Annotated in this window: 21 protein-coding genes, 4 tRNA genes and 1 pseudogene; 17 read left to right on the forward strand and 9 right to left on the reverse strand. The window is 38.9% G+C overall.

Annotation, left to right across the window (positions count from 1 at the left end):
- The first annotated feature begins 16 nt into the window (after window positions 1–16).
- From lnt to murA, 8 genes are all read left to right on the forward strand, one after another.
- On the forward strand, window positions 17–1,549 hold the full coding sequence (gene lnt / locus EL215_RS05715) for an apolipoprotein N-acyltransferase (protein ID WP_126470794.1): 1,533 nt from the start codon (window positions 17–19) through the stop codon (window positions 1,547–1,549).
- 72 nt (window positions 1,550–1,621) lie between these two features.
- The gene (gene mlaF, locus EL215_RS05720; protein WP_049355495.1) at window positions 1,622–2,416 is read left to right on the forward strand and encodes a phospholipid ABC transporter ATP-binding protein MlaF; all 795 of its coding nucleotides are present in this window, start codon (window positions 1,622–1,624) and stop codon (window positions 2,414–2,416) included.
- Window positions 2,413–3,198 (forward strand): lipid asymmetry maintenance ABC transporter permease subunit MlaE, encoded by a 786-nt coding sequence (gene mlaE / locus EL215_RS05725; RefSeq protein WP_126470796.1) that lies wholly within the window; start codon window positions 2,413–2,415, stop codon window positions 3,196–3,198. Before mlaF ends, mlaE begins: the two co-directional genes overlap by 4 nt.
- A gap of 12 nt (window positions 3,199–3,210) precedes the next feature.
- The gene (mlaD, locus tag EL215_RS05730) at window positions 3,211–3,717 is read left to right on the forward strand and encodes an outer membrane lipid asymmetry maintenance protein MlaD (protein WP_126470798.1); all 507 of its coding nucleotides are present in this window, start codon (window positions 3,211–3,213) and stop codon (window positions 3,715–3,717) included.
- 21 nt (window positions 3,718–3,738) lie between these two features.
- The gene (gene mlaC, locus EL215_RS05735) at window positions 3,739–4,386 is read left to right on the forward strand and encodes a phospholipid-binding protein MlaC (protein ID WP_126470800.1); all 648 of its coding nucleotides are present in this window, start codon (window positions 3,739–3,741) and stop codon (window positions 4,384–4,386) included.
- Between the two features lie 4 nt (window positions 4,387–4,390).
- Window positions 4,391–4,726 carry an STAS domain-containing protein gene (locus EL215_RS05740; protein WP_014064941.1) on the forward strand — a complete coding sequence of 112 codons (336 nt, stop codon included), beginning with the start codon at window positions 4,391–4,393 and terminating at the stop codon, window positions 4,724–4,726.
- Between the two features lie 13 nt (window positions 4,727–4,739).
- Window positions 4,740–4,997, forward strand: coding sequence for a BolA family protein (locus EL215_RS05745; RefSeq protein ID WP_049366349.1), 258 nt, complete (start codon window positions 4,740–4,742; stop codon window positions 4,995–4,997).
- 8 nt (window positions 4,998–5,005) lie between these two features.
- Complete coding sequence (gene murA, locus EL215_RS05750; RefSeq protein ID WP_126470801.1) at window positions 5,006–6,286, forward strand: UDP-N-acetylglucosamine 1-carboxyvinyltransferase; 1,281 nt, start codon at window positions 5,006–5,008, stop codon at window positions 6,284–6,286.
- 54 nt (window positions 6,287–6,340) lie between these two features.
- Here murA and EL215_RS05755 read toward each other — a convergent pair whose 3' ends face one another.
- Window positions 6,341–7,045: a YggS family pyridoxal phosphate-dependent enzyme gene (locus EL215_RS05755; protein WP_126472013.1), complete on the reverse strand. Its 705-nt coding sequence runs from the start codon at window positions 7,043–7,045 to the stop codon at window positions 6,341–6,343.
- 309 nt (window positions 7,046–7,354) lie between these two features.
- On the opposite strand from EL215_RS05755, the gene thrA reads away from it, so the two are divergent.
- The 3 genes from thrA (at window position 7,355) to thrC (ending at window position 12,112) form a co-directional block, all read left to right on the forward strand.
- Window positions 7,355–9,802, forward strand: a complete 2,448-nt coding sequence (gene thrA / locus EL215_RS05760) for a bifunctional aspartate kinase/homoserine dehydrogenase I (protein ID WP_126470803.1) — start codon at window positions 7,355–7,357, stop codon at window positions 9,800–9,802.
- Window positions 9,803–9,814: 12 nt separating this feature from the next.
- On the forward strand, window positions 9,815–10,759 hold the full coding sequence (gene thrB, locus EL215_RS05765) for a homoserine kinase (RefSeq protein ID WP_126470805.1): 945 nt from the start codon (window positions 9,815–9,817) through the stop codon (window positions 10,757–10,759).
- Between the two features lie 78 nt (window positions 10,760–10,837).
- Entirely contained in the window at window positions 10,838–12,112 is a 1,275-nt protein-coding gene (thrC, locus tag EL215_RS05770; protein ID WP_126470807.1) for a threonine synthase, read from the forward strand.
- An 80-nt stretch (window positions 12,113–12,192) separates the two neighbouring features.
- Here the strand turns inward: thrC and EL215_RS05775 are convergent, their stop codons facing one another.
- A complete protein-coding gene (locus EL215_RS05775; protein WP_126470809.1) occupies window positions 12,193–13,686 on the reverse strand; it encodes a PTS transporter subunit EIIC in 1,494 nt (497 codons plus the stop codon).
- 172 nt (window positions 13,687–13,858) lie between these two features.
- Between EL215_RS05775 and EL215_RS05780 the strand changes: the two genes are divergently transcribed.
- From EL215_RS05780 to EL215_RS05795, 4 genes are all read left to right on the forward strand, one after another.
- On the forward strand, window positions 13,859–14,569 hold the full coding sequence (locus tag EL215_RS05780; protein WP_126470811.1) for a 4'-phosphopantetheinyl transferase family protein: 711 nt from the start codon (window positions 13,859–13,861) through the stop codon (window positions 14,567–14,569).
- A 128-nt stretch (window positions 14,570–14,697) separates the two neighbouring features.
- Window positions 14,698–15,939, forward strand: a complete 1,242-nt coding sequence (gene hflK, locus EL215_RS05785) for an FtsH protease activity modulator HflK (protein WP_164757055.1) — start codon at window positions 14,698–14,700, stop codon at window positions 15,937–15,939.
- Entirely contained in the window at window positions 15,939–16,826 is an 888-nt protein-coding gene (hflC, locus tag EL215_RS05790; RefSeq protein WP_049367835.1) for a protease modulator HflC, read from the forward strand. Before hflK ends, hflC begins: the two co-directional genes overlap by 1 nt.
- A gap of 235 nt (window positions 16,827–17,061) precedes the next feature.
- The gene (locus tag EL215_RS05795) at window positions 17,062–18,450 is read left to right on the forward strand and encodes a cytochrome-c peroxidase (protein ID WP_126470816.1); all 1,389 of its coding nucleotides are present in this window, start codon (window positions 17,062–17,064) and stop codon (window positions 18,448–18,450) included.
- Between the two features lie 134 nt (window positions 18,451–18,584).
- Here EL215_RS05795 and EL215_RS05800 read toward each other — a convergent pair.
- The 6 genes and pseudogenes from EL215_RS05800 to EL215_RS05825 all read right to left on the reverse strand — a co-directional run.
- A pseudogene (locus EL215_RS05800) lies at window positions 18,585–18,819 on the reverse strand (site-specific integrase); the annotation flags it as partial.
- A 280-nt stretch (window positions 18,820–19,099) separates the two neighbouring features.
- On the reverse strand, window positions 19,100–19,432 hold the full coding sequence (locus EL215_RS05805; protein WP_126470818.1) for a hypothetical protein: 333 nt from the start codon (window positions 19,430–19,432) through the stop codon (window positions 19,100–19,102).
- Window positions 19,433–19,829: 397 nt separating this feature from the next.
- Window positions 19,830–19,905, reverse strand: a tRNA-Lys gene (locus EL215_RS05810).
- Window positions 19,906–19,955: 50 nt separating this feature from the next.
- Window positions 19,956–20,042: transfer RNA gene (locus EL215_RS05815), tRNA-Leu, on the reverse strand.
- Between the two features lie 28 nt (window positions 20,043–20,070).
- Window positions 20,071–20,144 (reverse strand) — tRNA-Cys (locus EL215_RS05820).
- Window positions 20,145–20,151: 7 nt separating this feature from the next.
- Window positions 20,152–20,227 (reverse strand) — tRNA-Gly (locus tag EL215_RS05825).
- A gap of 256 nt (window positions 20,228–20,483) precedes the next feature.
- Here EL215_RS05825 and EL215_RS05830 point away from each other — a divergent pair.
- Both EL215_RS05830 and trxA read left to right on the forward strand, forming a co-directional pair.
- A complete protein-coding gene (locus EL215_RS05830) occupies window positions 20,484–21,593 on the forward strand; it encodes a methionine biosynthesis PLP-dependent protein (RefSeq protein WP_126472015.1) in 1,110 nt (369 codons plus the stop codon).
- A gap of 117 nt (window positions 21,594–21,710) precedes the next feature.
- Window positions 21,711–22,034 carry a thioredoxin gene (gene trxA, locus EL215_RS05835; protein ID WP_126470819.1) on the forward strand — a complete coding sequence of 108 codons (324 nt, stop codon included), beginning with the start codon at window positions 21,711–21,713 and terminating at the stop codon, window positions 22,032–22,034.
- Window positions 22,035–22,087: 53 nt separating this feature from the next.
- On the opposite strand, the gene EL215_RS05840 is transcribed toward trxA, so the two are convergent.
- Window positions 22,088–22,897: a DNA ligase gene (locus EL215_RS05840; RefSeq protein ID WP_126470821.1), complete on the reverse strand. Its 810-nt coding sequence runs from the start codon at window positions 22,895–22,897 to the stop codon at window positions 22,088–22,090.
- Window positions 22,898–23,064 lie beyond the last annotated feature (167 nt).

Consider the following 23,064-nt stretch of genomic DNA (forward strand, 5'->3'; position numbering starts at 1 on the left):
TTGTAGTATGGATAAAATGAATAAATTAGTCGTTTATCTTATAGCCCTAATTTCTGGCGTAATTGGCGTATTTGCCTTTTCACCGTTTGATTATTGGGGATTAGCCTATGTATCCTTAGGCGGATTGCTTTTTGTGGCGAAAAATGCCAAAAAATCAACCGCACTTTTGGCCACCTTTTTGTGGTCAATGGGCTTTTTCTGTTTTGGTGTAAGTTGGTTGAATGTCAGTATTCATCAATTTGGTGGGGCATCCCTTGGCGTGAGCTATCTCTTGGTGGGCTTACTTTCGGCCTATCTTGCACTTTATCCAATGCTTTTCACTTATTTAGTGCAGCGTTTTCAGGTGCAAAGTGCGGTCATTTTTGCCGCGATTTGGACATTAACTGAATTCTTGCGTGGTTGGGTGTTTACCGGTTTTCCTTGGTTACAATTTGGTTATACTCAAATCGACAGTCCGTTTTACGGTATCGCGCCGATTTTTGGTGTCACGGGGATGACATTCTTTACCGTTTGGGCAAGTGCGGTCATTTTTAATTTTGTTTTTTCACTATCAAAAAAACAATGGAATTTAGTCGGTGTAAATGCATTGCTATTATTGGTTGTAGGGGGATTAAGTGCTTATGCAGGTAAGGTGAATTTTGTTCAACCCAAAGAAGGTAAAGGACTAACTATCACGCTTGCACAAGGTAATATTGAGCAAAATTTAAAATGGGATCCTGAATATCTTTATGCCACCGTAGATATCTATCAAAAACAAATTTTGGCGCATTTAGGCAAGTCTGATTTGATTATTTTGCCCGAGTCTGCGTTGCCAACTTTGGAAAATACCATTACGCCATTTTTTGAAGCTTTAGATAAAGTCACGAAAGAGAAAAACACGGAAGTGATGATTGGTACTGTATATCGCGATGAGCAAAGCGGTAAATTATTAAATTCCATTGTGACGGCCGGGAATCCTGATTTCCCTTATGAGCTGACGACAAAAAATCGTTACAGCAAACATCATCTCGTGCCATTTGGTGAGTACGTGCCGTTAGAAAGTTTGTTACGTCCGCTTAATTCCGTATTTAATTTGCCAATGTCTGCATTCCAAAGTGGCGATGTAGTACAGCCATCTTTTATGGCAAAACAACATGCTTTCGCACCGGCTATTTGTTATGAAATTATTTTTGGTGAGCAACTTCGTGAAAATCTGAAAAAAGAAACAGATTATTTGCTGACGATTTCTAATGATGCATGGTTTGGTGATAGTATTGGCCCTTGGCAGCATTTACAAATGGCTAGAATGCGCGCACTCGAATTAGGCAAACCATTAATTCGTGCAACGAATACGGGTATTTCAGTGTTTATTGATGCAAAAGGCAACATTGAAGCCCAAGCGCCTCAATTTGAGGAAACAACGTTGACCCATAAAATGGTGCCAACAGAAGGCAAAACGCCTTATGCAGCATTAGGTAATTTACCTATTTATGTGTTGTCATTGATTTTTGTGTTATTACGTGGCTTCACGACGTTATTGAAACGCCGCTTGAACCTTTCACAAAAATAGAGGTCAAAACGACCGCACTTTTTTAACGTGAGAGAAAAATAAATTTCTTCTTATAAAACCAATGAGATTTTAATGAATAAAAATCTAATCGAAGTCAAAAACCTGACCTTTAAACGAGGTGAGCGTGTGATTTACGATAACCTGAATTTGAAAGTCCAACAGGGCAAAATTACGGCCATTATGGGGCCATCAGGGATCGGGAAAACCACGCTACTAAAATTAATCGGTGGTCAGTTGCATCCTGAACAAGGTGAGATTTTGTTTGATGGACAAGATATTTGTCGTCTTTCAAATCGAGAGCTTTATGAAGTGCGTAAACGCATGGGAATGTTATTCCAATCAGGTGCATTATTTACGGATATTTCAACGTTTGATAACGTGGCATTTCCGATTCGCGAGCATACGCGTTTGCCAGAAAGTCTAATTCGTCAAATTGTGTTGATGAAATTAGAAGCGGTGGGCTTACGAGGTGCTGCAGATTTAATGCCTTCAGAGCTTTCTGGTGGGATGGCGCGTCGTGCAGCATTAGCTCGAGCGATAGCACTTGACCCAGATTTAATCATGTTTGATGAGCCGTTTACAGGGCAAGATCCAATCAGCATGGGCGTAATCGTGAGCTTAATTAAACGCTTAAATGAAGCGCTGAACTTAACGTCTATCGTGGTTTCTCATGATGTGAATGAAATATTAAGTATTGCGGATTATGCCTATATTATTGCGGATAAGCATGTGATCGCTGAAGGAACATCAGAACAACTGCTTGCTAGCCAAGATCCTCAAGTGGTGCAGTTCTTGAAAGGTGAAGCAGATGGTCCGGTAAAATTCCATTATCCGGCAGGTGATTATGTGGAGGAGTTATTTAAATGATCGTTGATATGATTTCTTCACTTGGACGAAGCGTAATCAAATTTTTCCGCGCGTTAGGCCGTTCAGGCTTTATGTTGTTCGGTGCGTTAGTGGGTAAACCACAAATTCGTCAACATTTTCCCGTGTTAGTCAAGCAATTACATGTATTAGGCGTACAGTCGTTATTAATTATCCTGCTTTCAGGTTTATTTATTGGAATGGTGCTAGGTTTACAGGGCTATGTAGTCTTAGTTGATTTTTCAGCAGAAACCAGCCTTGGACAACTTGTGGCACTGTCTTTATTACGTGAATTAGGCCCCGTAGTAACCGCACTTCTGTTCGCTGGTCGTGCAGGTTCTGCGTTAACGGCTGAAATTGGCTTGATGAAAGCTACGGAACAACTTTCCAGTCTTGAAATGATGGCGGTTGATCCGCTACGTCGAGTGATAGCGCCACGCTTTTGGGCGGGGGTAATTGCGATGCCAATTCTTGCGATTCTTTTTACTGCGATTGGTATTTGGGGTGGCTCGCTTGTGGGAGTTGATTGGAAAGGTGTGGATGCTGGTAGTTTCTGGTCAGTGATGCAAAACTCAGTGAGCTGGAGCTATGACATTCTAAACGGATTTATAAAAAGCGTATTTTTCGCCATTGCGGTGGTGTGGATTGCGTTATTCAATGGTTATGATTGTATGCCAACATCTGAAGGTATCAGTCAAGCCACAACTAGAACAGTTGTCCACGCATCACTAGTGGTACTTGGGCTGGATTTCATCTTAACTGCTATTATGTTTGGGGCAGGCTAAAAGGGTATTTTTATGAGACAAACAATTAAATATGAATTTTGGGTAGGCTTATTTTTACTACTTGGTATCGCTGCGTTAGTGTTTCTTGGCTTACGCGTAGCAAATGTTCAAGGTTTTGGAGAAACAAAATCTTATACCGTCATTGCAACTTTTGACAATATTGGTGGACTAAAAGTCCGTGCACCACTTAAACTTGGTGGGGTAGTCATTGGTCGCGTGTCTGATATTACGTTAGACGAAAAATCGTACTTGCCAAAAGTCAGTATTGCGATTAATGAAGAATATCAAGAAATTCCAGAAAACAGTTCGTTATCGATCAAAACATCAGGATTATTAGGCGAGCAATATATCGCTTTAAGCATGGGGTTTGATGATGGTGAAACCGCAATGCTAAAAAACGGTAGCCAAATTCAAGACACTAAATCCGCAATGGTATTGGAAGATTTAATCGGTCAGTTCCTTTACGGTGATAAAAAAGTAGATGGTAATGCTGACAAAGCAGAATCAGATGTAAAATAATAATCTTTATTTAGGAGATTTATGATGAAATTTATTCAGTTAAAAAAATGGTTTAGCCTAATGGCATTTGCAGTGGCTACGCTTTTTGTGACTCAAACTGTACGTGCAGAAACCAGTCCTTATGTGCTGATGCAGCAAGCATCAGATAAGTTATTTTCTGATATCAAAAATAATCAGGCGAAAATTAAAAAGGATCCAAATTATTTACGTACTATCGTGCGTAATGATTTATTACCTTACGTGCAAGTAAACTATGCAGGTTCTTTGGTATTAGGTTCACATTTTAAATCAACCACACCAGAACAACGTGAAAAATTCTTTAAAGCCTTCAGCGATTTTATTGAACAAGCTTATGCACAAGTTTTAACTGCTTATACTGATCAAAATATTCAAATTGAACCAGCTAAAGAGGTGGGGAATAAGAATTTAGTTAGTATTCGTGTCAATATCGTTCAAAATGGTGGACAAGCGCCAATCAAATTAGATTTTAAATGGCGTAAAAACAGTAAAACATCTCAATGGCAAGCTTATGACATGGTCGCTGAAGGTGTAAGCATGGTAGTGACTAAACAAAATGAATGGAGCGGTATCTTACGCCAACAAGGTATTGAAGCATTAACAGCTCAAATTCAAAAATCGGCCGCAACACCAGTGACATTGAGCAAATAAGCGAATGACTGCGTTAAAGTGGGATTTAATCCAAAATAATGATAAGATAGCTCTCCAATTATCGGGGGAGCTATCCCGCAACACGTTGTTACCATTATGGCAACAACGTGCTTCTTTTTTATCAGAAAAGCAAAACAATCAAAGTCTCATTGAATTTGATTTAACTGAAATCAATCGAATTGATTCTGCTGGTTTTGCATTATTGTGTGATTTTCTACACGATTGTGAGCAGTTACCAAATAAAAAAGTGCGGTTGATAAACCCTCCAGAACAGTTATTAACCCTTGCTGATTTAGTGAATTTATCTCATTGGATTAGCACTTTTATCGATCATAATTAAAACGGAAATCCGAATGGAACTGCAAGAAATTGAACGTATTTTAAAAGAAAGCCTGAATGTAGATGAGGTTTATGCTCAAGGTGAAAATGCTCACTTTGGTGTGATTGTAGTAAGTGATGAAATCTCAGCACTTTCCAAATTAAAACAGCAACAAACCATCTATGCGCCATTGATGCCTTACTTTCAAACTGGCGAAATTCATGCTTTAACGATTAAAACCTATACCACTGAAAAGTGGAAAATGGATCGTCTATTACATCAAGCAAGCTAGGATTTTCTATGGAAAAATTTCGTGTTTATGGCGGGCAATCTCGCTTAAGTGGTACAGTAACCATCTCCGGTGCAAAAAATGCGGCACTTCCTATTCTTTTTGCCGCAATTTTGGCAACTGAGCCGGTTAAATTAACAAACGTACCAGAACTAAAAGATATTGATACAACCTTAAAAATCTTACGTAAACTTGGCGTTGTGGTAGAGCGTGATGCTAAAGGTGCAGTATTATTAGATTGTTCTAAAATTGATCACTTCGTTGCACCGTATGAATTAGTAAAAACCATGCGAGCCTCTATTTGGGCACTAGCACCATTGGTGGCACGTTTTAATCAAGGCCAAGTCTCGTTACCAGGTGGCTGTTCAATTGGTGCGCGTCCAGTGGATCTTCATATTAGCGGCTTAGAAAAACTCGGTGCAACGATTGAGCTTGACGAAGGTTATGTAAAAGCGGTTGTCGCAGATCGCCTTGTAGGTACACGTATTGTGATGGAAAAAGTGAGCGTTGGTGCAACTTTATCTATCATGATGGCTGCAACACTTGCAAAAGGTACAACCATCATTGAAAACGCTGCTCGTGAGCCAGAAATCGTTGATACAGCAGATTTCCTTAATAAAATTGGCGCAAAAATTACTGGTGCAGGTACGGATCATATTGTGGTTGAAGGCGTTGAGCGTTTAACAGGCTGTGAACATAGCGTGGTACCAGATCGTATTGAAACAGGTACATTTTTAATTGCAGGTGCGATTTCTGGTGGACGCGTGGTATGCAAAAACACTAAAGCGGATACGATGGATGCGGTGATTGATAAACTTCGTGAAGCAGGGGCGGAAGTTGAAGTCACAGAAGATAGCATTACGTTAGATATGTACGGTAATCGTCCAAAAGCTGTCAATATTCGTACTGCACCACACCCAGGTTTCCCTACGGATATGCAAGCGCAGTTCACCTTGCTAAATATGGTGGCAGAAGGTACCAGTATTATTACTGAAACCATCTTTGAAAACCGTTTTATGCATATTCCAGAATTAATTCGTATGGGTGGTAAAGCTGAAATTGAAGGTAACACGGCGATTTGTCATGGAGTTGAGCATCTTTCTGGTGCAGAAGTGATGGCAACCGATTTACGCGCATCAATCAGCCTTGTGTTAGCAGGATGTATCGCAAGTGGTGAAACCATTGTTGATCGTATTTATCATATCGATCGTGGTTATGAGCACGTTGAGGATAAACTTCGTTGTTTAGGTGCGAAGATTGAACGTTTCTCTGAAAAGAGTGAAGAAGTTTAATTAAATCCTGATCAAAGAGCGGTCAATTTTGACCGCTTTTTTATTCTCTATTCATTATTTTTTCGAATAATCTCTTGCGCCAAAAATAGCCGTACCAATACGTACCATCGTTGAACCGCATTTAATGGCACTTTGCATATCATCGGTCATTCCCATAGAAAGCGTATCAATTTGTTGATGAGGGAGGGCGGCTTTAAGTCGTTCAAATAACTGTTCCATCTGGCTAAAAGCCGCTTCTTGTTCAGCAACATTATCTGTTGGTGCAGGGATCGCCATTAATCCACGTAAACATAAGTGCGGTAGATTTTCAATGTGTTTTGCAAGCTCAATCATTTCACTCGGTTGAATACCTGATTTACTGGCTTCATCACTGATATTAATTTGAATTAAAACATTCAAAGGCGCTTTATTGGCAGGCCGCTGTTCATTTAAACGATCGGCAATTTTTGCACGCTCTAGCGTTTGCATCCAATCAAAATGTTCTGCGACAAGACGCGTTTTATTAGATTGTAATGGCCCAATAAAATGCCATTCAAGTTGAATATTTTGCCCTTCAAAATACTGAATTTTCTCTACGCCTTCTTGAACATAGTTTTCCCCAAATGCTTTTTGTCCGGCTTGATAGGCTTCTAAAATCGCTTTATTGGGTTTTGTTTTAGAAACCGCTAATAAAGTGACTGCACTTTTAGGACGATGTGCAAGTTGAGTGGATGTTTGGATTTGTTGATGAATGTTTTCGAGTGATTGTTGAATTGTCATCATTTCCTTCCTGAGCAATGTTAAGTTTTTTTATTTTACACCAATGTAATGATTTTTAGGAAAAAAGCTTCACTTTTTTAGATTTTATGTTTGACAAAAGTATAATTTTTTTGTATTTCTAAAAGCGTTTTCTTTAAAGGTAAAATGTCATGGAAAATAACCGCACTTTCACTATGATCACTATTATTATGACCATTATGACGATTAATGGGGCGGGTTAGTGCGTAGCAAACAGGATCAGAAAAACCCGCATTCAGTCTAGTGCGGGTTTTTTAATATTTAAAAACCACAACATCTGAGGATATTATCATGCGCGTATTAAAATTTGGTGGCACTTCATTAGCCAACCCTGAGCGTTTCTCGCAAGCGGCTCAATTAATCGAAAAAGCTCATTTAGAAGAACAAGCAGCTGGTGTGTTATCCGCTCCTGCAAAAATTACTAACCATCTTGTTGCCCTCTCTGAAAAAGCCGCATTAAACCAACCCACCGATACGCACTTTAACGAAGCCATTGAAATTTTCTATAACATCATTAATGGTTTACACGCTGAAAATAATAAATTTGATCTTGCTGGTACGAAAGCTCTCATTGATGCAGAATTTGCCCAAATTAAAGGTTTATTAGAAGAAATCCGCCAAGCAGGCAAAGTAGAAGATAAGGTTAAAGCAACCATTGACTGCCGTGGTGAAAAATTATCGATTGCCATGATGAAAGCGTGGTTTGAAGCTCGTGGATACAGTGTTCACATTGTTGATCCTGTTAAGCAATTATTAGCACAAGGCGGCTACTTAGAATCTTCAGTTGATATTGAAGAATCGACAAAACGCGTTGATGCGAAAAGTATCGGAAAAGATAAAGTTGTCTTAATGGCTGGTTTTACTGCTTGCAATGACAAAGGTGAATTAGTGTTATTAGGCCGTAACGGTTCTGATTATTCAGCCGCTTGTTTAGCCGCTTGTTTAGATGCGTCTGTTTGCGAAATCTGGACTGATGTAGATGGCGTTTATACTTGTGACCCTCGTTTAGTACCAGATGCACGTTTATTACCAAGCCTTTCTTATCGTGAAGCAATGGAGCTTTCTTATTTCGGCGCGAAAGTGATCCATCCACGTACAATTGGTCCATTATTACCAAAACAAATTCCATGTGTAATTAAAAATACGGGTAATTCATCTGCGCCAGGTTCTGTAATCGATGGTCATGTGAAATCTGAAGGATTACAAGTGAAAGGAATTACTAACCTTGATAACGTGGCGATGTTTAACGTTTCAGGACCAGGTATGCAAGGTATGGTGGGAATGGCCGCTCGTGTCTTCTCTGCCATGTCGAAAGCAGGGATTTCGGTGATTTTAATCACGCAGTCTTCTTCTGAATACAGTATTAGTTTCTGCGTACCAGTGAAATCAGCCGATGCAGCGAAAGCGATTTTAGAACAAGAATTTGCTGCAGAATTAAAAGCCCATGATTTAGAACCAATTGAAGTCGCAAAAGATCTTTCTATTATCTCTGTTGTGGGCGATGGTATGAAACAAGCTAAGGGTATTGCAGCTCGTTTCTTCTCTGCATTGTCTCAAGCGAATATTAGTTTAGTCGCAATTGCACAAGGTTCTTCTGAGCGTTCAATTTCAGCAGTTGTCGCGCAAAATAAAGCGATTGAAGCTGTGAAAGCGACTCACCAAGCCCTTTTTAATAATAAAAAGGTCGTCGATATGTTTCTAGTCGGCGTCGGTGGTGTTGGTGGTGAATTGATTGAACAAATCAAACAACAAAAAGAGTATCTAGCAAAGAAGGATATTGAAATCCGAGTTTGTGCCTTAGCGAATTCAACAAAAATGCTTTTGGATGAAAACGGATTGAATTTAGATCATTGGAAAGCGGATCTTGAAAATGCAACCCAACCTTCTGATTTCGATGTGTTGTTATCTTTCATTAAATTACACCACGTAGTGAATCCAGTCTTCGTAGATTGTACAACGGCTGAATCGGTTGCAGGGCTTTATGCACGTGCGTTAAAAGAAGGCTTCCATGTGGTAACCCCAAATAAAAAAGCGAATACCCGTGAATTAGCCTATTACCACAAATTACGTCGCAATGCCCAAGCGAGCCAACATAAATTCTTATACGAAACCAACGTAGGGGCAGGCTTACCGGTTATCGAAAACTTACAGAACTTATTGGCAGCAGGTGATGAACTTGAGTATTTTCAAGGCATTTTATCCGGCTCACTTTCTTTCATTTTCGGTAAATTAGAGGAAGGACTTTCTCTTTCAGAAGTGACCGCACTTGCACGTGAAAAAGGCTTTACAGAACCTGATCCTCGGGATGATTTATCGGGGCAAGATGTAGCACGTAAATTGCTTATTTTAGCGCGTGAAGCAGGTTTAGAACTTGAACTTTCCGATGTAGAAGTGGAAGGCGTGTTACCTAAAGGCTTCTCAGAAGGCAAATCTGTTGATGAATTTATGGCGATGTTGCCACAATTAGATGCGGAATTTAAAGCACGCGTTGAAGCCGCGAAAGCGGAAGGCAAAGTATTGCGCTACGTAGGCCAAATTAAAGATGGCCACTGCAAAGTGTCAATTATTGCCGTGGATCAAAATAATCCATTGTATAAGGTGAAAGACGGTGAAAATGCGCTTGCATTCTACACGCGTTATTATCAACCAATTCCGTTGCTATTACGTGGTTACGGTGCAGGTAACGCAGTAACTGCAGCGGGTATCTTTGCGGATATTTTAAGAACATTACACCACTAAAAAGGACATAACATGTTAAGAATTTATGCGCCGGCATCGAGTGCAAATATTAGTGTAGGATTTGACACATTAGGTGCAGCCATTTCACCGATTGATGGTTCATTATTAGGTGATGTTGTACAGGTTGAGTCTATTCCAAGTGGTTTTGAGCTCGAAAGTGCGGGCTATTTTGTGCGTAAATTGCCAAAAGAGCCACAAAAAAATATCGTGTATCAGGCCTATGTACTGTTTAGTGAGCAATTAATATTACGCAATATGAGAGTCAAACCATTGCGTTTGACCCTTGAGAAAAATATGCCGATTGGTTCGGGATTGGGGTCAAGTGCATGCTCTATCGTGGCTGCATTAGTGGCATTAAATAAATTCCATGATGAACCATTTTCAAAAATGGAATTGTTAGAAATGATGGGCGAGTTAGAAGGTCGTATTTCTGGTTCGATTCATTATGATAACGTAGCTCCTTGTTACTTAGGCGGTGTGCAATTTATGGTACAATCCCTCGGTAACATTTGCCAAAAACTGCCATTTTTTGATAATTGGTATTGGGTCTTAGCTTACCCTGGTATTGAGGTTTCAACCGCTGAAGCACGCGCAATTTTACCAAAAAGCTACACGCGCCAAGATGTGATTTCTCATGGTCGTCATTTAGGTGGCTTTGTGCACGCATGTCACACGCATCAAGAAAATCTTGCAGCGATGATGATGAAAGATGTGATTGCAGAACCTTATCGTGAGGCTTTATTACCAAATTTCGCGGAAGTGAAACAAGCTATGCGTGATTTAGGCGCGTTAGCAACGGGTATTTCAGGCTCTGGCCCAACGATTTTCTCCATCGCACCTGATTTACAAACCGCAACAAAACTGGCGACTTATTTAGAAAATCATTATTTACAAAACAATGAAGGTTTTGTGCATGTTTGTAAGGTCGATAATAATGGCGCAAGAGAGCTCGGTTAAACAATAAATCGCTTTTATCCCCTCTTTTATAAGAGGGGAATAACATTTTATTAAAACTCTATAATTAACGGATATACAATGAATTTGTACAATATTAAACACCCTGAAGAACAAGTGAATTTTGCGCAAGCAGTACGTCAAGGACTTGGCAAAGATCAAGGTTTGTTCTTTCCAGAAACGATCCCCGCTTTAACCAATGTTGATGAGTTATTAGCCTTACCATTGGTTGAACGTAGCCAAAAGATTCTTGGCGCCTTAATCGGTGAAGAATTGCCGAAAGCCACTTTGGATGTGATGGTAAAAAATGCGTTCACCTTTAAGGCATCATTAGAAAAAGTGGAAGACAATATTTATGCCCTTGAATTATTTCATGGTCCAACTTTAGCATTTAAAGACTTTGGTGGTCGTTTTATGGCGCAGGCGCTCGCTGCGGTGCGTGGTGATGGCAAAATCACCATTTTAACAGCGACATCTGGAGATACTGGCGCGGCAGTTGCCCACGCATTTTACGGTTTGGAAAACATCAATGTCGTGATTTTATATCCTAAAGGCAAAATCAGCCCATTACAGGAAAAACTATTCTGTACTTTAGGTGGCAATATCCGCACTGTTGCGATTAATGGCGATTTCGATGCGTGCCAAGCGTTAGTCAAACAAGCGTTTGATGATGCCGAACTACGTCAAGCAATTGGTTTAAACTCAGCAAACTCCATCAACATTAGCCGTTTATTAGCGCAAGTATGTTATTACTTTGAGGCGGTCGCGCAATTACCAAAAGAAAAACGTGATAATGTCGTGGTTTCTGTACCAAGTGGTAACTTCGGTAATTTAACCGCAGGGTTAATCGCGAAAACATTAGGTTTGCCAATTAAACGCTTTATTGCATCAACCAATGCGAACGATACTGTGCCGCGTTATTTAGAATCAGGTAACTGGGCACCTAAAGCGACTGTAGCCACGCTTTCGAATGCGATGGATGTCAGTCGTCCGAACAACTGGCCACGTGTCGAAGAGTTATTCAAACGCAATAGCTGGAATTTAAGTGATTTAGGTTCAGGTATGTTAAGCGATGGCGAAACAGAAGAAACCTTAAAAGCAATGTACGCAAAAGGTTATTTATGTGAACCACACGGTGCGATCGCCTATCAGGTATTGAAAGATCAACTTAAAGCGGATGAAACCGGCATTTTCTTATGTACGGCACATCCAGCTAAATTTAAAGAGTCTGTTGAGCGTATTCTTTCGCTCGATCTTCCATTGCCAGAAGCGTTGGATAAACACAATAAATTGCCATTACTTTCTGATGAAATGGATGACGACTTTGCACAATTACGTGCATATTTGTTGAAATAATAAAAAAGTGCGGTTGATTTTGACCGCACTTTTATTTTGTTACTCAAAAGGGCGGGATAAACGCCCTTTATTTTTAAGAATTAATCTTCTTTTCCTAAGATTTGATTCACTTCACTCTTATAGAGTACGGCTTTAGCACCGAAAATAGCCTGTACACCACCGCCGACTTCAAGCACATCAATCGCACCTAATTTTTTCAATGTGGCTTTATCAACGGCTTTGACATCTTTAACCGAAACGCGTAAGCGAGTAATACACGCATCAACGTTTTCAATATTTTCAGCGTTACCTAATGCTGCAATAATTTTATGTGCATTTTCAGTCAGTGAACTGGTTTCTTGTTCTACATTTTCTTCGGTTTCTTCACCACGTCCTGGCGTCATCACATTAAAGATGCGAATCAAGAAAATGAAAGAGAAATAATAGAGCAGTGCCCAAGGAATACCGACGAAAATGACACGCAACCAATGGGTGTTTTCATCACCTTGTAAGATACCAAAGAGCAAGAAATCAATAAAACCACCAGAGAAAGTATTTCCGATAGAGATATTTAAATAATCGGCAATAAAGAAAGATACACCATCTAAGAATGCATGGAATACATAAAGCCATGGTGCAACAAACAAGAACATAAACTCGATAGGTTCGGTAATGCCGGTAATGAAAGAGGTTAGGGCCGCACCAAGGAACAAGCCACCAATTTGTGCACGACGTTTTTTCGGTACACAGTGATACATAGCTAAACAGGCTGCTGGTAAGCCAAACATCATAGTATCAAAACGGCCGGCAAAGAAACGCGTCCCTTCAGTAAATAAACCATGGTGATTTGGATCCGCTAATTGAGCAAAAAAGATTTTTTGTGCACCAACAATCATCTCACCATTGACCATTTCTACGCCTCCTAATTCGGAGTACCAAAACAATGGGTAAATCATGTGATGTAAGCCGACAGCGCCAGATAATCGCATTAAGAAACCATATAAGAATGTTCCAAAGGTTCCCATGGAAGCGATGCTTTTACCTGCAGAAACGAGCCATTGTTGAAAAGTTGGCCAAATGAGGAAGAAAACTAATCCAACAAAAATGGCTGAAAAAGCGGTAACGATTGGCACAAAGCGAGAGCCGCCAAAGAAACCTAATACTTGTGGTAATTGGATGTTGTGATAGCGATTGTGTAATTTAACGGTAATCAAGCCCATCACCAATGCACCAATCACACCTGTATCAATGCTTTTTACATCAGGAGAGAAAATCGGAATTAATGCGGCAATGGTACCCGTCATAATGAGATAACCGACAACCGCAGCAAGAGCAGCCACGCCTTTGTCACGTTTAGCTAAGCCGATACCTAAACCAATACACAATAATAAGGCTAAATTGGCAAACACAACGCTACCAGCTGCAGACATAATCTGAAACAGACCTTGCAGTGCCTCATTATTTAAAATTGGATAGGCTTGCACCGTTGCTTTATTGGAAAGCGCCCCTCCGATCCCGAGTAAAAGACCTGCAGCAGGCAAAATAGCAATCGGCAACATGAATGCTTTACCGACTTGTTGAAGTTGTTTAAACATAGAACCTCCAGTGATTACTTTTTCGAAATGTAACGTATTTGAGAAGAAAAATCTGTGAAACTGCTCACAGTTTCAATCTAACACCTTGCTTTGATGAGTTTTAGCTTATGTTGGCGTGCGGTGGATTTCCTTTTATAATGCAATCAAACTGATATGTTTATTCATTATTTTTATGACAACTTTTATTGCCTACGCCAATATTCAACAACCTTTTCCTTTTGATGAAATTCCTAGGGAATTAGTCTCTGAGAATTTGCATACGGAACCAAAGGGAAATTCTCGGATAACGCAACGTCATCAATGCCGTCGATTGGCGCATTTTTTACTTTGGCAGTTGCTAAAAATAGCGGAAAAATCAACCGCACTTTTAGGGCAAATTTATCGTACACAAAGTGACAGACCACAATTTCCCGTCGAGAATATTGATTTTAATATTAGTCACTCTGGTGATTGGGTTGCTGTATTGCTGCATATTAATGAATCAGAAAAAAGTGCGGTCGGGATTGATATTGAATTTTCAAAAAAAAGGAATTTTTCTGCGCTCATGGCGCATTTTGCGCCACAAGCAGAACAAGAATGGTTTGCTAAACAGCCTGATGCAGACCTGGCCTTTTATCGTTGTTGGTGTTTGCGTGAAGCTGTATTGAAATCACAAGGCGTAGGAATAGTGAAGTTATCAAGTGTGACGCATTTGCCAGAACAACTGCAGATCTTTTCAGATTATTGTCCGAAAGGTAAGTTGATTTTTACGGATGAATTTCCTTTTTACTTTGCGGCATTTATAAATCAGTCAAAAATTCAACCGCACTTTTATCAGTGGGATGGAAAAAATTTACTCGAAAAAAATATAAAAAAATCCTTGATTTACCAAGTAAATGAATAAAAGAAAATCCTTGAAAATATTCAAGGATTTTTTATTTTATAAAACTTGATTCGCCACTTGTATTTTCATAGACTAACCCCATTTATTTCGATAAACTCATTAAAATTTTTAGACAAATGGAGAATGTAATGTCGCAAAACGGTCCAGATCAAGATCCTTGGGGTAAACCGGGACAGAGCAGCGGTCCAAAACAGTCAGATAATTCATCAGATAAGCAAAATGAAAATGGCTGGGGCTCGCGAGACAATAAAAATCAGGAGCAATCACCACCAGATATTGAAGAAGTATTCAATAATCTGTTGAAAAAATTAGGTGGGGGTAATAAAAAAGGCGGTTCAAATAATACTTCGCCGAATATACCTTCATTCAATTTAGGTAAAATTTTACCGATCGCCGCGGTGATCGGAGGAATTATTTGGGGTGCAAGCGGTTTTTACACCATCAAAGAAGCGGAACGTGGTGTGACGTTACGTTTTGGTGAGTTTCATTCTACCGTTCAACCAGGTTTGAACTGGAAACCAACTTTCATTGATAAAGTGGTTCCAGTGAATGTAGAACAAGTTCGCGAGCTTAAAACGCAAGGTGCAATGTTAACCAAAGATGAAAACATGGTTAAAGTGGAAATGACCGTACAATATCGTGTGCAAAATCCAGAAAAATACTTGTTTAGCGTGAGCAATGCAGATAATAGTCTTGGGCAAGCGACGGACAGTGCGCTTCGTTATGTGATCGGCCATATGACCATGAATGATATTCTGACAACGGGTCGAGCAGTGGTGCGTGAAAATACTTGGAAAGCGTTGAACGATATTATTAAACCTTATGACATGGGGCTTGAAGTTATTGACGTGAACTTCCAATCTGCGCGTCCACCAGAAGAAGTGAAAGATGCTTTCGATGATGCGATTAAAGCACAGGAAGACGAACAACGTTATATTCGTGAAGCCGAAGCTTATGCTCGTGAGAAAGAGCCAATCGCTCGCGGTGACGCACAGCGTATTATAGAAGAAGCTACTGCTTACAAAGATCGTGTTGTACTTGATGCGCAAGGGGAAGTGGAACGTTTAGAACGTCTTCTACCTGAATTTAAAGCTGCGCCTGATTTGTTAAAAGAGCGTCTTTATATTCAAACCATGGAAAAAGTCATGGCAAATACGCCGAAAGTCATGTTAGATGCAAATAATGGTAACAATTTAACCATATTACCATTAGAACAATTAATGGGTAAAAAAGCGGCTCAACCGACTACTACAACGCCTGAAAGTGCGGTCAGTTCTACACCTGTTTCAACACAGGAACGTCGTGTAGAAACGCAAACGGCTCAACCAGTTCAATCAAATGAAGGCATTCGCCAAGGGAGATTTAACTAATGCGTAAATTTTTACTTCCGATTATTGTGGTGATTGCTGCGGTGCTATATTCCAGCGTCGTGGTTGTAACTGAGGGCACTCGTGGCATCATGTTGCGTTTTAACAAAGTGCAACGTGATGCAGAAAACAAAGTGGTTGTGTATGAACCAGGTTTGCATTTCAAATTGCCTTTAATTGATAGCATTAAAGTGCTTGATGCGCGTATTCGTACCCTTGATGGTTCTGCTACTCGTTTTGTGACAGTCGAGAAAAAAGACTTGTTGGTGGATTCCTATGTGAAATGGAAAATCAGCGATTTCGGTCGTTTCTATACTGCAACGGGTGGTGGCGATTATAACCAAGCTGCAAGCTTATTAAGCCGTAAAGTGAATGACCGTCTGCGTTCAGAAATAGGTACTCGTACAATTAAAGATATCGTTTCAGGTACCCGTGGTGAATTAATGGCGGGGGCGAAAAAAGCGTTAAATTCAGGGCAGGATAGTACCTCTGAATTAGGGATTGAAGTCGTCGATGTTCGTGTAAAACAAATCAATTTACCGGATGAAGTTTCTTCTTCGATTTACCAACGTATGCGTGCAGAACGTGATGCCGTTGCGCGTGAACACCGTTCTCAAGGTAAAGAAAAGGCTGCCTTCATTCAAGCAGACGTGGATCGTAAAGTCACCTTGATCTTAGCGAATGCAAACAAAACTGCACAAGAATTACGTGGTAATGGTGATGCGGCAGCAGCGAAATTGTATTCTCAAGCTTTTGCTCAAGAACCACAGTTTTATAGCTTTATTCGTAGCTTAAAAGCCTATGAAAGCAGCTTCGAAGGTTCAGGTAATATGATGATCTTGAAACCAGACAGTGATTTCTTCCGCTTTATGCAAGCGCCAAAGAAATAAACGAGAGATAATAAAAAGTAAAGTGCGGTTAGAAATAACCGCATTTTTATTGCTGAATTTTAGGGACATCTCTATTTATAAGTTAAAAACACCTGTAATGCAATCAATCACATCCATAGCCAAATTAAATCAAATCCACATAAAATATAAGCCAATTTTTTGGCATAATCACCTTGCTTTTTAAGCTTTCTCTTTCTTTTTATATTTATATTTTATTGATCATTTGGAGGATTAGATGAAAAAACTGATTATTGGCGGAGCAGCCATTGCAGTATTGGGTTATTTGGGGGTTGTGGGGTATCTACATCAATTTGATAACAAGAATGCAGCCCAACTTTTAATGGAAAATCGCTATACGGGCGAACAAGAAAAAGTGGCAAAAGCGTTGTTTGATAACAGCTGCCAATATTGCCATAGTCCAAACACACCTCTTCCATTTTATTCAAAATTTCCGATTGTGGGTGACCAAATGCAATCGGATATTCAGAATGGGCTTAGAGCCTTCCGCTTAGATCGTTTAGTTGAAGGCTTAAAAGATCCGAGCAAATTATCCCAAGCTGATTTAGCAAAATTACAACGTGTACTAGAAAATAACGAAATGCCAATTGCTAAATTCAGACATCTCCACTGGGGAAGCAAACCAGATGAGCAAGAAAAAGTAGCGTTGCTTAACTGGATTAGTGAAGCACGTAAAATGTCTTTACCAAAAGAAACACCAAATGTTGATGCCGATCGTTTAGTTCAACCGATTCCAGACAGTATTGCGACTGATGAAGCAAAAGTCGCATTAGGCCATGATCTTTTCTTTGATGGTCGTTTATCAGGCGATGGTTCTATTCAATGTCATACTTGTCACCAATTAGACAAAGGTGGTGTGGATAGACTTGAAACTTCAACCGGGATTGAAGGTAAAAAAGGTCCAATTAACGCGCCAACCGTGTTCAATGCAGCATTTAACTTTGTGCAATTCTGGGATGGCCGTGCGGCAGATTTAGCTGATCAAGCAAAAGGTCCTCCAACAAATCCAGTAGAAATGGGCTCTCATTCTTGGGATGATATTGTTGCGCGTTTTGAAATGGATGAAGAATTCAAAAAAGCATTCTTAAAAGAATATCCACAAGTGACGAAAGAAACCTTAACTCACGCGATTGGTGAATATGAAAAAACATTAATTACGCCAAATAGTGATTTCGACCGTTATTTGAAAGGGGATAAAACAGCCTTGACTGAGCAACAAGTTCGCGGTTATGAGTTATTCAAACAACATAAATGCGATACTTGTCATACTGGTGTAGCAATGGGCGGACAATCTTATGAATACATGGGACTCTACGGCGATTACTTTAAAGATCGTGGTACGCCATTAACTGATGCAGATGAGGGTCGCTTTGCACAAACTAAAGATCCATTCGATATGCATCGCTTTAAAGTGCCAACTTTACGTAACATCGCACTTACCGCTCCATATTTCCATGATGCGTCAGCAAAAGAGCTAAAAGATGCTGTGAGCGCAATGTTGAAATACCAAAGCAACGTACAACAGCCTACTCAAAAAGATGTTGAAGATATTACCTCTTTCTTAGAAAGTTTAACAGGTGAATTTAAAGGTGAAAAATTAAAATAATCTTTTGAGTTATCAATAGAAACGACCGCAAGTGCGGTCGTTTTTTATAAGTGTTGTTTAGCAAAAAGAAGAAAATTCAATAATATGAGCTTATCTTATTTTAGACTCAGTATTATTCTTTGAATTGGTCATGAACTAAAACGTGATTCACCGTCTGACAATGTTTTACGGTGTAAATCAAACCATTCCTGACATAAAAACTTAATGCGGGTAAATCGCTTGATTCCAAAATTTGTACAGAATCAACCACTCTTGTTCTTTGACTTGATTGTAAAAACGTAACGCCTCGCCTTTGGTTAAAAATCGCTTGCCATTTACATAAACTTCCGCAAGCTATCTGTCATTTTTAGTGTCTTTACGACCTACCATTTATGCCAACTACGTTGTTTTTTCCTACAACAAGCTTGAATAATGCCGTCGTATTCGGGAAGAATGTTTTATAATCATCATTAATATCATTTATTAGTTTACGTATTCTGACTTCATTAATTCTAGAATTTTGTTCTATTAAATTTGTTACGTCATTTATTACTTTTAACAAGGAAGCTAAAAGATTATCAATTTCTAGTTTATATGATTTATCAAACATATATAGCGTTGATAAACTATGTGCTATATCCCAAAAAATTTTTAGTTGGATAGTGTGATATTATTTTATTTCATCGATTGATTTAAAACCTTTGGAAGGAAAGAAGACCGCGTGTGTATCAAAATCAATGATATTTCTCGCAACCTTGCTTTTTAAATCAGGTATTTTTTGTTTTTTCCAAGAGCTTATCCCGATGGCAGTAAAAAGCATAATAATTAATGTACTTAAAGAGCTAATCCAATCCGTGATTTTAACCCCTTTAAATTCACTAAATGAAAAAATAAACGCAACACAAGCCACTGCAAACGCAATCACAAATGGATAAACAACTAACCACAATAAAAAATCTATTATTGGATATTTAGAATCCTGACTTAAAAACTTCTTTATCATCTATTATTTAATTCATTATCAATTAGATAATTATTTATATTTTGTGCCCAAGGTTGCTTTAATGTTATTTTTTGATTAATAGGCGTAACTATCTTCTGCAAATTTGTTTAGAACGAGAATAATTATGTCAAATGACACAATATGGATATATGCCAATATTTACCAATTAAGGAGTTTAGACAATGAGTAATCAAAATGCAATTTGTATAAATGTATAGGTTTGTGAGCAGTTACAGTATGTTGCTTTATAAAGTATTTTTGTCTTTTACGTGATAGTTAATAAGAAAATTTAATTTCATTTTTAATGATTGGCGACATCGCTACTAAGATAAATGATTTATAAATGAAAGTGTGAAAAAACGAAATTTTACCTCGACTTTATCGCCACTTAAAAAATTGGTGGGTCGTGAAGGATTCGAACCTTCGACCAACGGATTAAAAGTCCGCTGCTCTACCGACTGAGCTAACGACCCAATTAGATGATTTTAAAGTAAATTTTAAAATCTTTAGATTGGTGTTTAAATGGTGCCCGAAGCCAGACTTGAACTGGCACGCCTCGAAAGGCGAGGGATTTTAAATCCCTTGTGTCTACCGATTCCACCACTCGGGCATTGAGTGATTAACTAACTACGTGGTTATGGAGGCGTGTCCCGGAGTCGAACCGAGCTACATGGATTTGCAATCCAGTGCATAACCGCTTTGCTAACACGCCGTTAGTTTGGAGCGGGAAACGAGGCTCGAACTCGCGACCCCGACCTTGGCAAGGTCGTGCTCTACCAACTGAGCTATTCCCGCATACGCTGTTAGTGCGGTGCATTTTACGGGAATTTGAAATTCTGTCAATCGAAGATCTAAAAAAAAAATTCAAATGTTGAAAAAATCTTCGTTTCGGTTGAAATTAAAGCAAAATTTGATACAAGAACATAATTTTCACTGAGTTTTCAATTTCTACTTTTATCATGATTGGGTTTGTGACAAAATTGGAACGTTTTGATCACAATCAAATATAAAGAAAAGTGCGGTCAAATTTTTGATATTTTAGAGGTAAATGATGACACAACAATATTCTATCGATACATTATTGGCACAAGCGGGAAATCGCAGTGATGAGCGCACTGGTGCGGTTTCTACGCCAATTTATCTTTCAACAGCTTATGGGCACCACGGGATTGGTGAAAGTACCGGCTTTGATTATACCCGCACGAAAAACCCAACACGTAGTGTTTTGGAAGATACCGTAGCCAAATTAGAAAATGGTGATCGAGGTTTTGCTTTTGCTTCTGGTATGGCGGCGATTCAAGTGCTGATGAATTTATTTAAAGGTCCTGATGAATGGATTGTGTCAAGTGATGTATATGGTGGGACTTATCGTTTATTGGATTTTGCCTATAAAAATAATAACAGCGTAAAACCCGTTTATGTGAATACCGCTTCTTTAGCTGAAATTGAATCCGCTATTACAGAGAATACAAAAGCAATTTTTATTGAAACTCCATCTAATCCATTAATGGAAGAGTGTGATGTAGCAGAAATTGCGAAATTAGCGAAAAAACACGATTTATTAATGATTGTGGATAATACCTTCTTAACTCCAGTGCTATCTCGTCCATTAGATTTAGGCGCAGATATTGTCATTCATAGCGGTACAAAATATATTGCGGGTCATAATGATAGCTTGGTGGGCTTGATTATTGCAAAAGGGCAAGAGCTTTGTGATCGTATCGCTTATATTCAAAATGGTGCAGGCGCAGTACTTTCGCCATTTGATTCTTGGTTAACCGTGCGTGGAATGAAAACCCTTTCATTACGAATGAAACGCCATCAAGATAATGCGAAGGAAATTGCAGAATTTTTACGTGAACAGCCACAAATTGATAGCGTATTATATCCAAATAAAGGCGGTATGCTTTCTTTCCGTTTGAAAGATGAAAATTGGGTGAATACTTTCTTAAAATCAATCAAATTGATTACCTTTGCTGAAAGTCTAGGGGGAACAGAAAGCTTTATTACCTATCCTGCAACCCAAACTCATATGGATATTCCAGAAGCAGAACGCGTCGCCCGTGGTATTACAAACACATTATTGCGTTTTTCTGTTGGTTTAGAAGATGTGGAAGACATCAAAGCCGATTTATTACAGGCCTTTGCACAACTTAAATAATTAGTTTTTATCAATCGGACTAATCTGTGCAATTCAATATGCCTTGTGCTATTATGCATAACATCGATTAACGCTAGGTGTTGATTTGTCAGCATCTTATTAAATAAGGAAACAAAAATGAGCGAAGTATTACATATTAATGATGCAGATTTTGAAACTGCGGTTGTGCAATCAGATATCCCAGTATTAGTGGATTTCTGGGCACCTTGGTGTGGTCCTTGCAAAATGATTGCGCCAATTTTAGATGAAATTGCACCTGAATTTGCAGGTAAAGCAAAAATCGTTAAAATCAATGTTGATGAAAACCAATTAGTTGCAGGTCAATTTGGTGTACGTAGTATCCCAACTTTACTACTTTTCAAAAATGGCCAACTTGTTGCAACACAAGTCGGTGCGTTACCAAAAAATCAATTAGCGGCGTTTATTAATCAACACCTATAATTGAGTTATTAAACACAAAGAGCGGTCAAAAATAGCGATGTTTTTGACCGCTCTTATTTTTTCTCTCGCCAATAAGTAGCAAAACGAGGTTTCCCAGAATTAGTTAATCCTCGATATTTGTAGGTAATCGTGCTACCAATAGGTGGTGGATTTTCGCGCTCACTCAGATTAAATCCTGAACCAATTTTGAATTTTCCACGATGATTTGCACAGGTGAGTGATCCGAGTATATTCTCAAATTGTCCTTTCCCTTTGTGATGTGCTATCACTGTGCACTCTTCATCATAAGTGCTTTTTAACTTTAAAATTTGTGTACTGCGTTTTCTTTCGTAAGGTGCATTAGGATTACGTAACACAACACCTTCACCTTTTTTCCTTTCAATTTCATGTAAATACTCGAATAAATGTGTTTTATCTCGTATCGGAATTTGCGGAATAATCTTGATATAAGGAGTAGGGTGATCTTTCAAATAATCTTCTAAGTTTTCGAGGCGTTCAAAGAGATTTCCTGAGGCATTCGGTACATCAAAAACATAAAGTGTTAATTTTGCCCAATTATCACCTTTAAAGGATTTTGTGATAGAAGCAATTTCTTCAAATTGATTACGTTCACTAAATATCTCACCATCAATAGCAAAAGGTGGAAATTGAGCGGTAAAATAGGTCGGTACGGGCAAGGGCAGTCCTTGACGACTTAATAATGTTTTGCCATCCCAATAACCTCGTACCCCATCTAATTTTTCTGACATTACCCAACCTTGAACATCTTGGTTTTCATAGGTACCTAATAGCATTAAATCATTATCATTCGCCCAAGTTATTTGACTGAATAACATACAAAGTAATAAATAAACTACTCGCATAATATCTCCTTTTAAATTGTTTGAGTTTAAAAAGTGCGGTCATTTTTTGAAGTGTTTTTTAGTGAATTTGCGATAGGTGTCGCAAAATAATGAGAAGTAAGCTGAAAAATAGAGAGATAAGAAAGAGCGCTAGATTATTTGAAATGAACGCTATACAATGCCAACGC

This window comes from Haemophilus parainfluenzae (assembly GCF_900638025.1).
Lineage (GTDB): Bacteria > Pseudomonadota > Gammaproteobacteria > Enterobacterales > Pasteurellaceae > Haemophilus_D > Haemophilus_D parainfluenzae_J.

What these genes read in the sequence shown, in the direction of transcription:
- lnt (WP_126470794.1), top strand. Translation starts at nt 17, where the DNA reads ATGAATAAATTAGTCGTTTATCTTATAGCCCTAATTTCTGGCGTAATT.
- mlaF (WP_049355495.1), top strand. Translation starts at nt 1,622, where the DNA reads ATGAATAAAAATCTAATCGAAGTCAAAAACCTGACCTTTAAACGAGGT.
- mlaE (WP_126470796.1), top strand. Translation starts at nt 2,413, where the DNA reads ATGATCGTTGATATGATTTCTTCACTTGGACGAAGCGTAATCAAATTT.
- mlaD (WP_126470798.1), top strand. Translation starts at nt 3,211, where the DNA reads ATGAGACAAACAATTAAATATGAATTTTGGGTAGGCTTATTTTTACTA.
- mlaC (WP_126470800.1), top strand. Translation starts at nt 3,739, where the DNA reads ATGATGAAATTTATTCAGTTAAAAAAATGGTTTAGCCTAATGGCATTT.
- EL215_RS05740 (WP_014064941.1), top strand. Translation starts at nt 4,391, where the DNA reads ATGACTGCGTTAAAGTGGGATTTAATCCAAAATAATGATAAGATAGCT.
- EL215_RS05745 (WP_049366349.1), top strand. Translation starts at nt 4,740, where the DNA reads ATGGAACTGCAAGAAATTGAACGTATTTTAAAAGAAAGCCTGAATGTA.
- murA (WP_126470801.1), top strand. Translation starts at nt 5,006, where the DNA reads ATGGAAAAATTTCGTGTTTATGGCGGGCAATCTCGCTTAAGTGGTACA.
- EL215_RS05755 (WP_126472013.1), bottom strand. Translation starts at nt 7,045, where the DNA reads ATGACAATTCAACAATCACTCGAAAACATTCATCAACAAATCCAAACA.
- thrA (WP_126470803.1), top strand. Translation starts at nt 7,355, where the DNA reads ATGCGCGTATTAAAATTTGGTGGCACTTCATTAGCCAACCCTGAGCGT.
- thrB (WP_126470805.1), top strand. Translation starts at nt 9,815, where the DNA reads ATGTTAAGAATTTATGCGCCGGCATCGAGTGCAAATATTAGTGTAGGA.
- thrC (WP_126470807.1), top strand. Translation starts at nt 10,838, where the DNA reads ATGAATTTGTACAATATTAAACACCCTGAAGAACAAGTGAATTTTGCG.
- EL215_RS05775 (WP_126470809.1), bottom strand. Translation starts at nt 13,686, where the DNA reads ATGTTTAAACAACTTCAACAAGTCGGTAAAGCATTCATGTTGCCGATT.
- EL215_RS05780 (WP_126470811.1), top strand. Translation starts at nt 13,859, where the DNA reads ATGACAACTTTTATTGCCTACGCCAATATTCAACAACCTTTTCCTTTT.
- hflK (WP_164757055.1), top strand. Translation starts at nt 14,698, where the DNA reads ATGTCGCAAAACGGTCCAGATCAAGATCCTTGGGGTAAACCGGGACAG.
- hflC (WP_049367835.1), top strand. Translation starts at nt 15,939, where the DNA reads ATGCGTAAATTTTTACTTCCGATTATTGTGGTGATTGCTGCGGTGCTA.
- EL215_RS05795 (WP_126470816.1), top strand. Translation starts at nt 17,062, where the DNA reads ATGAAAAAACTGATTATTGGCGGAGCAGCCATTGCAGTATTGGGTTAT.
- EL215_RS05805 (WP_126470818.1), bottom strand. Translation starts at nt 19,432, where the DNA reads ATGATAAAGAAGTTTTTAAGTCAGGATTCTAAATATCCAATAATAGAT.
- EL215_RS05830 (WP_126472015.1), top strand. Translation starts at nt 20,484, where the DNA reads ATGACACAACAATATTCTATCGATACATTATTGGCACAAGCGGGAAAT.
- trxA (WP_126470819.1), top strand. Translation starts at nt 21,711, where the DNA reads ATGAGCGAAGTATTACATATTAATGATGCAGATTTTGAAACTGCGGTT.
- EL215_RS05840 (WP_126470821.1), bottom strand. Translation starts at nt 22,897, where the DNA reads ATGCGAGTAGTTTATTTATTACTTTGTATGTTATTCAGTCAAATAACT.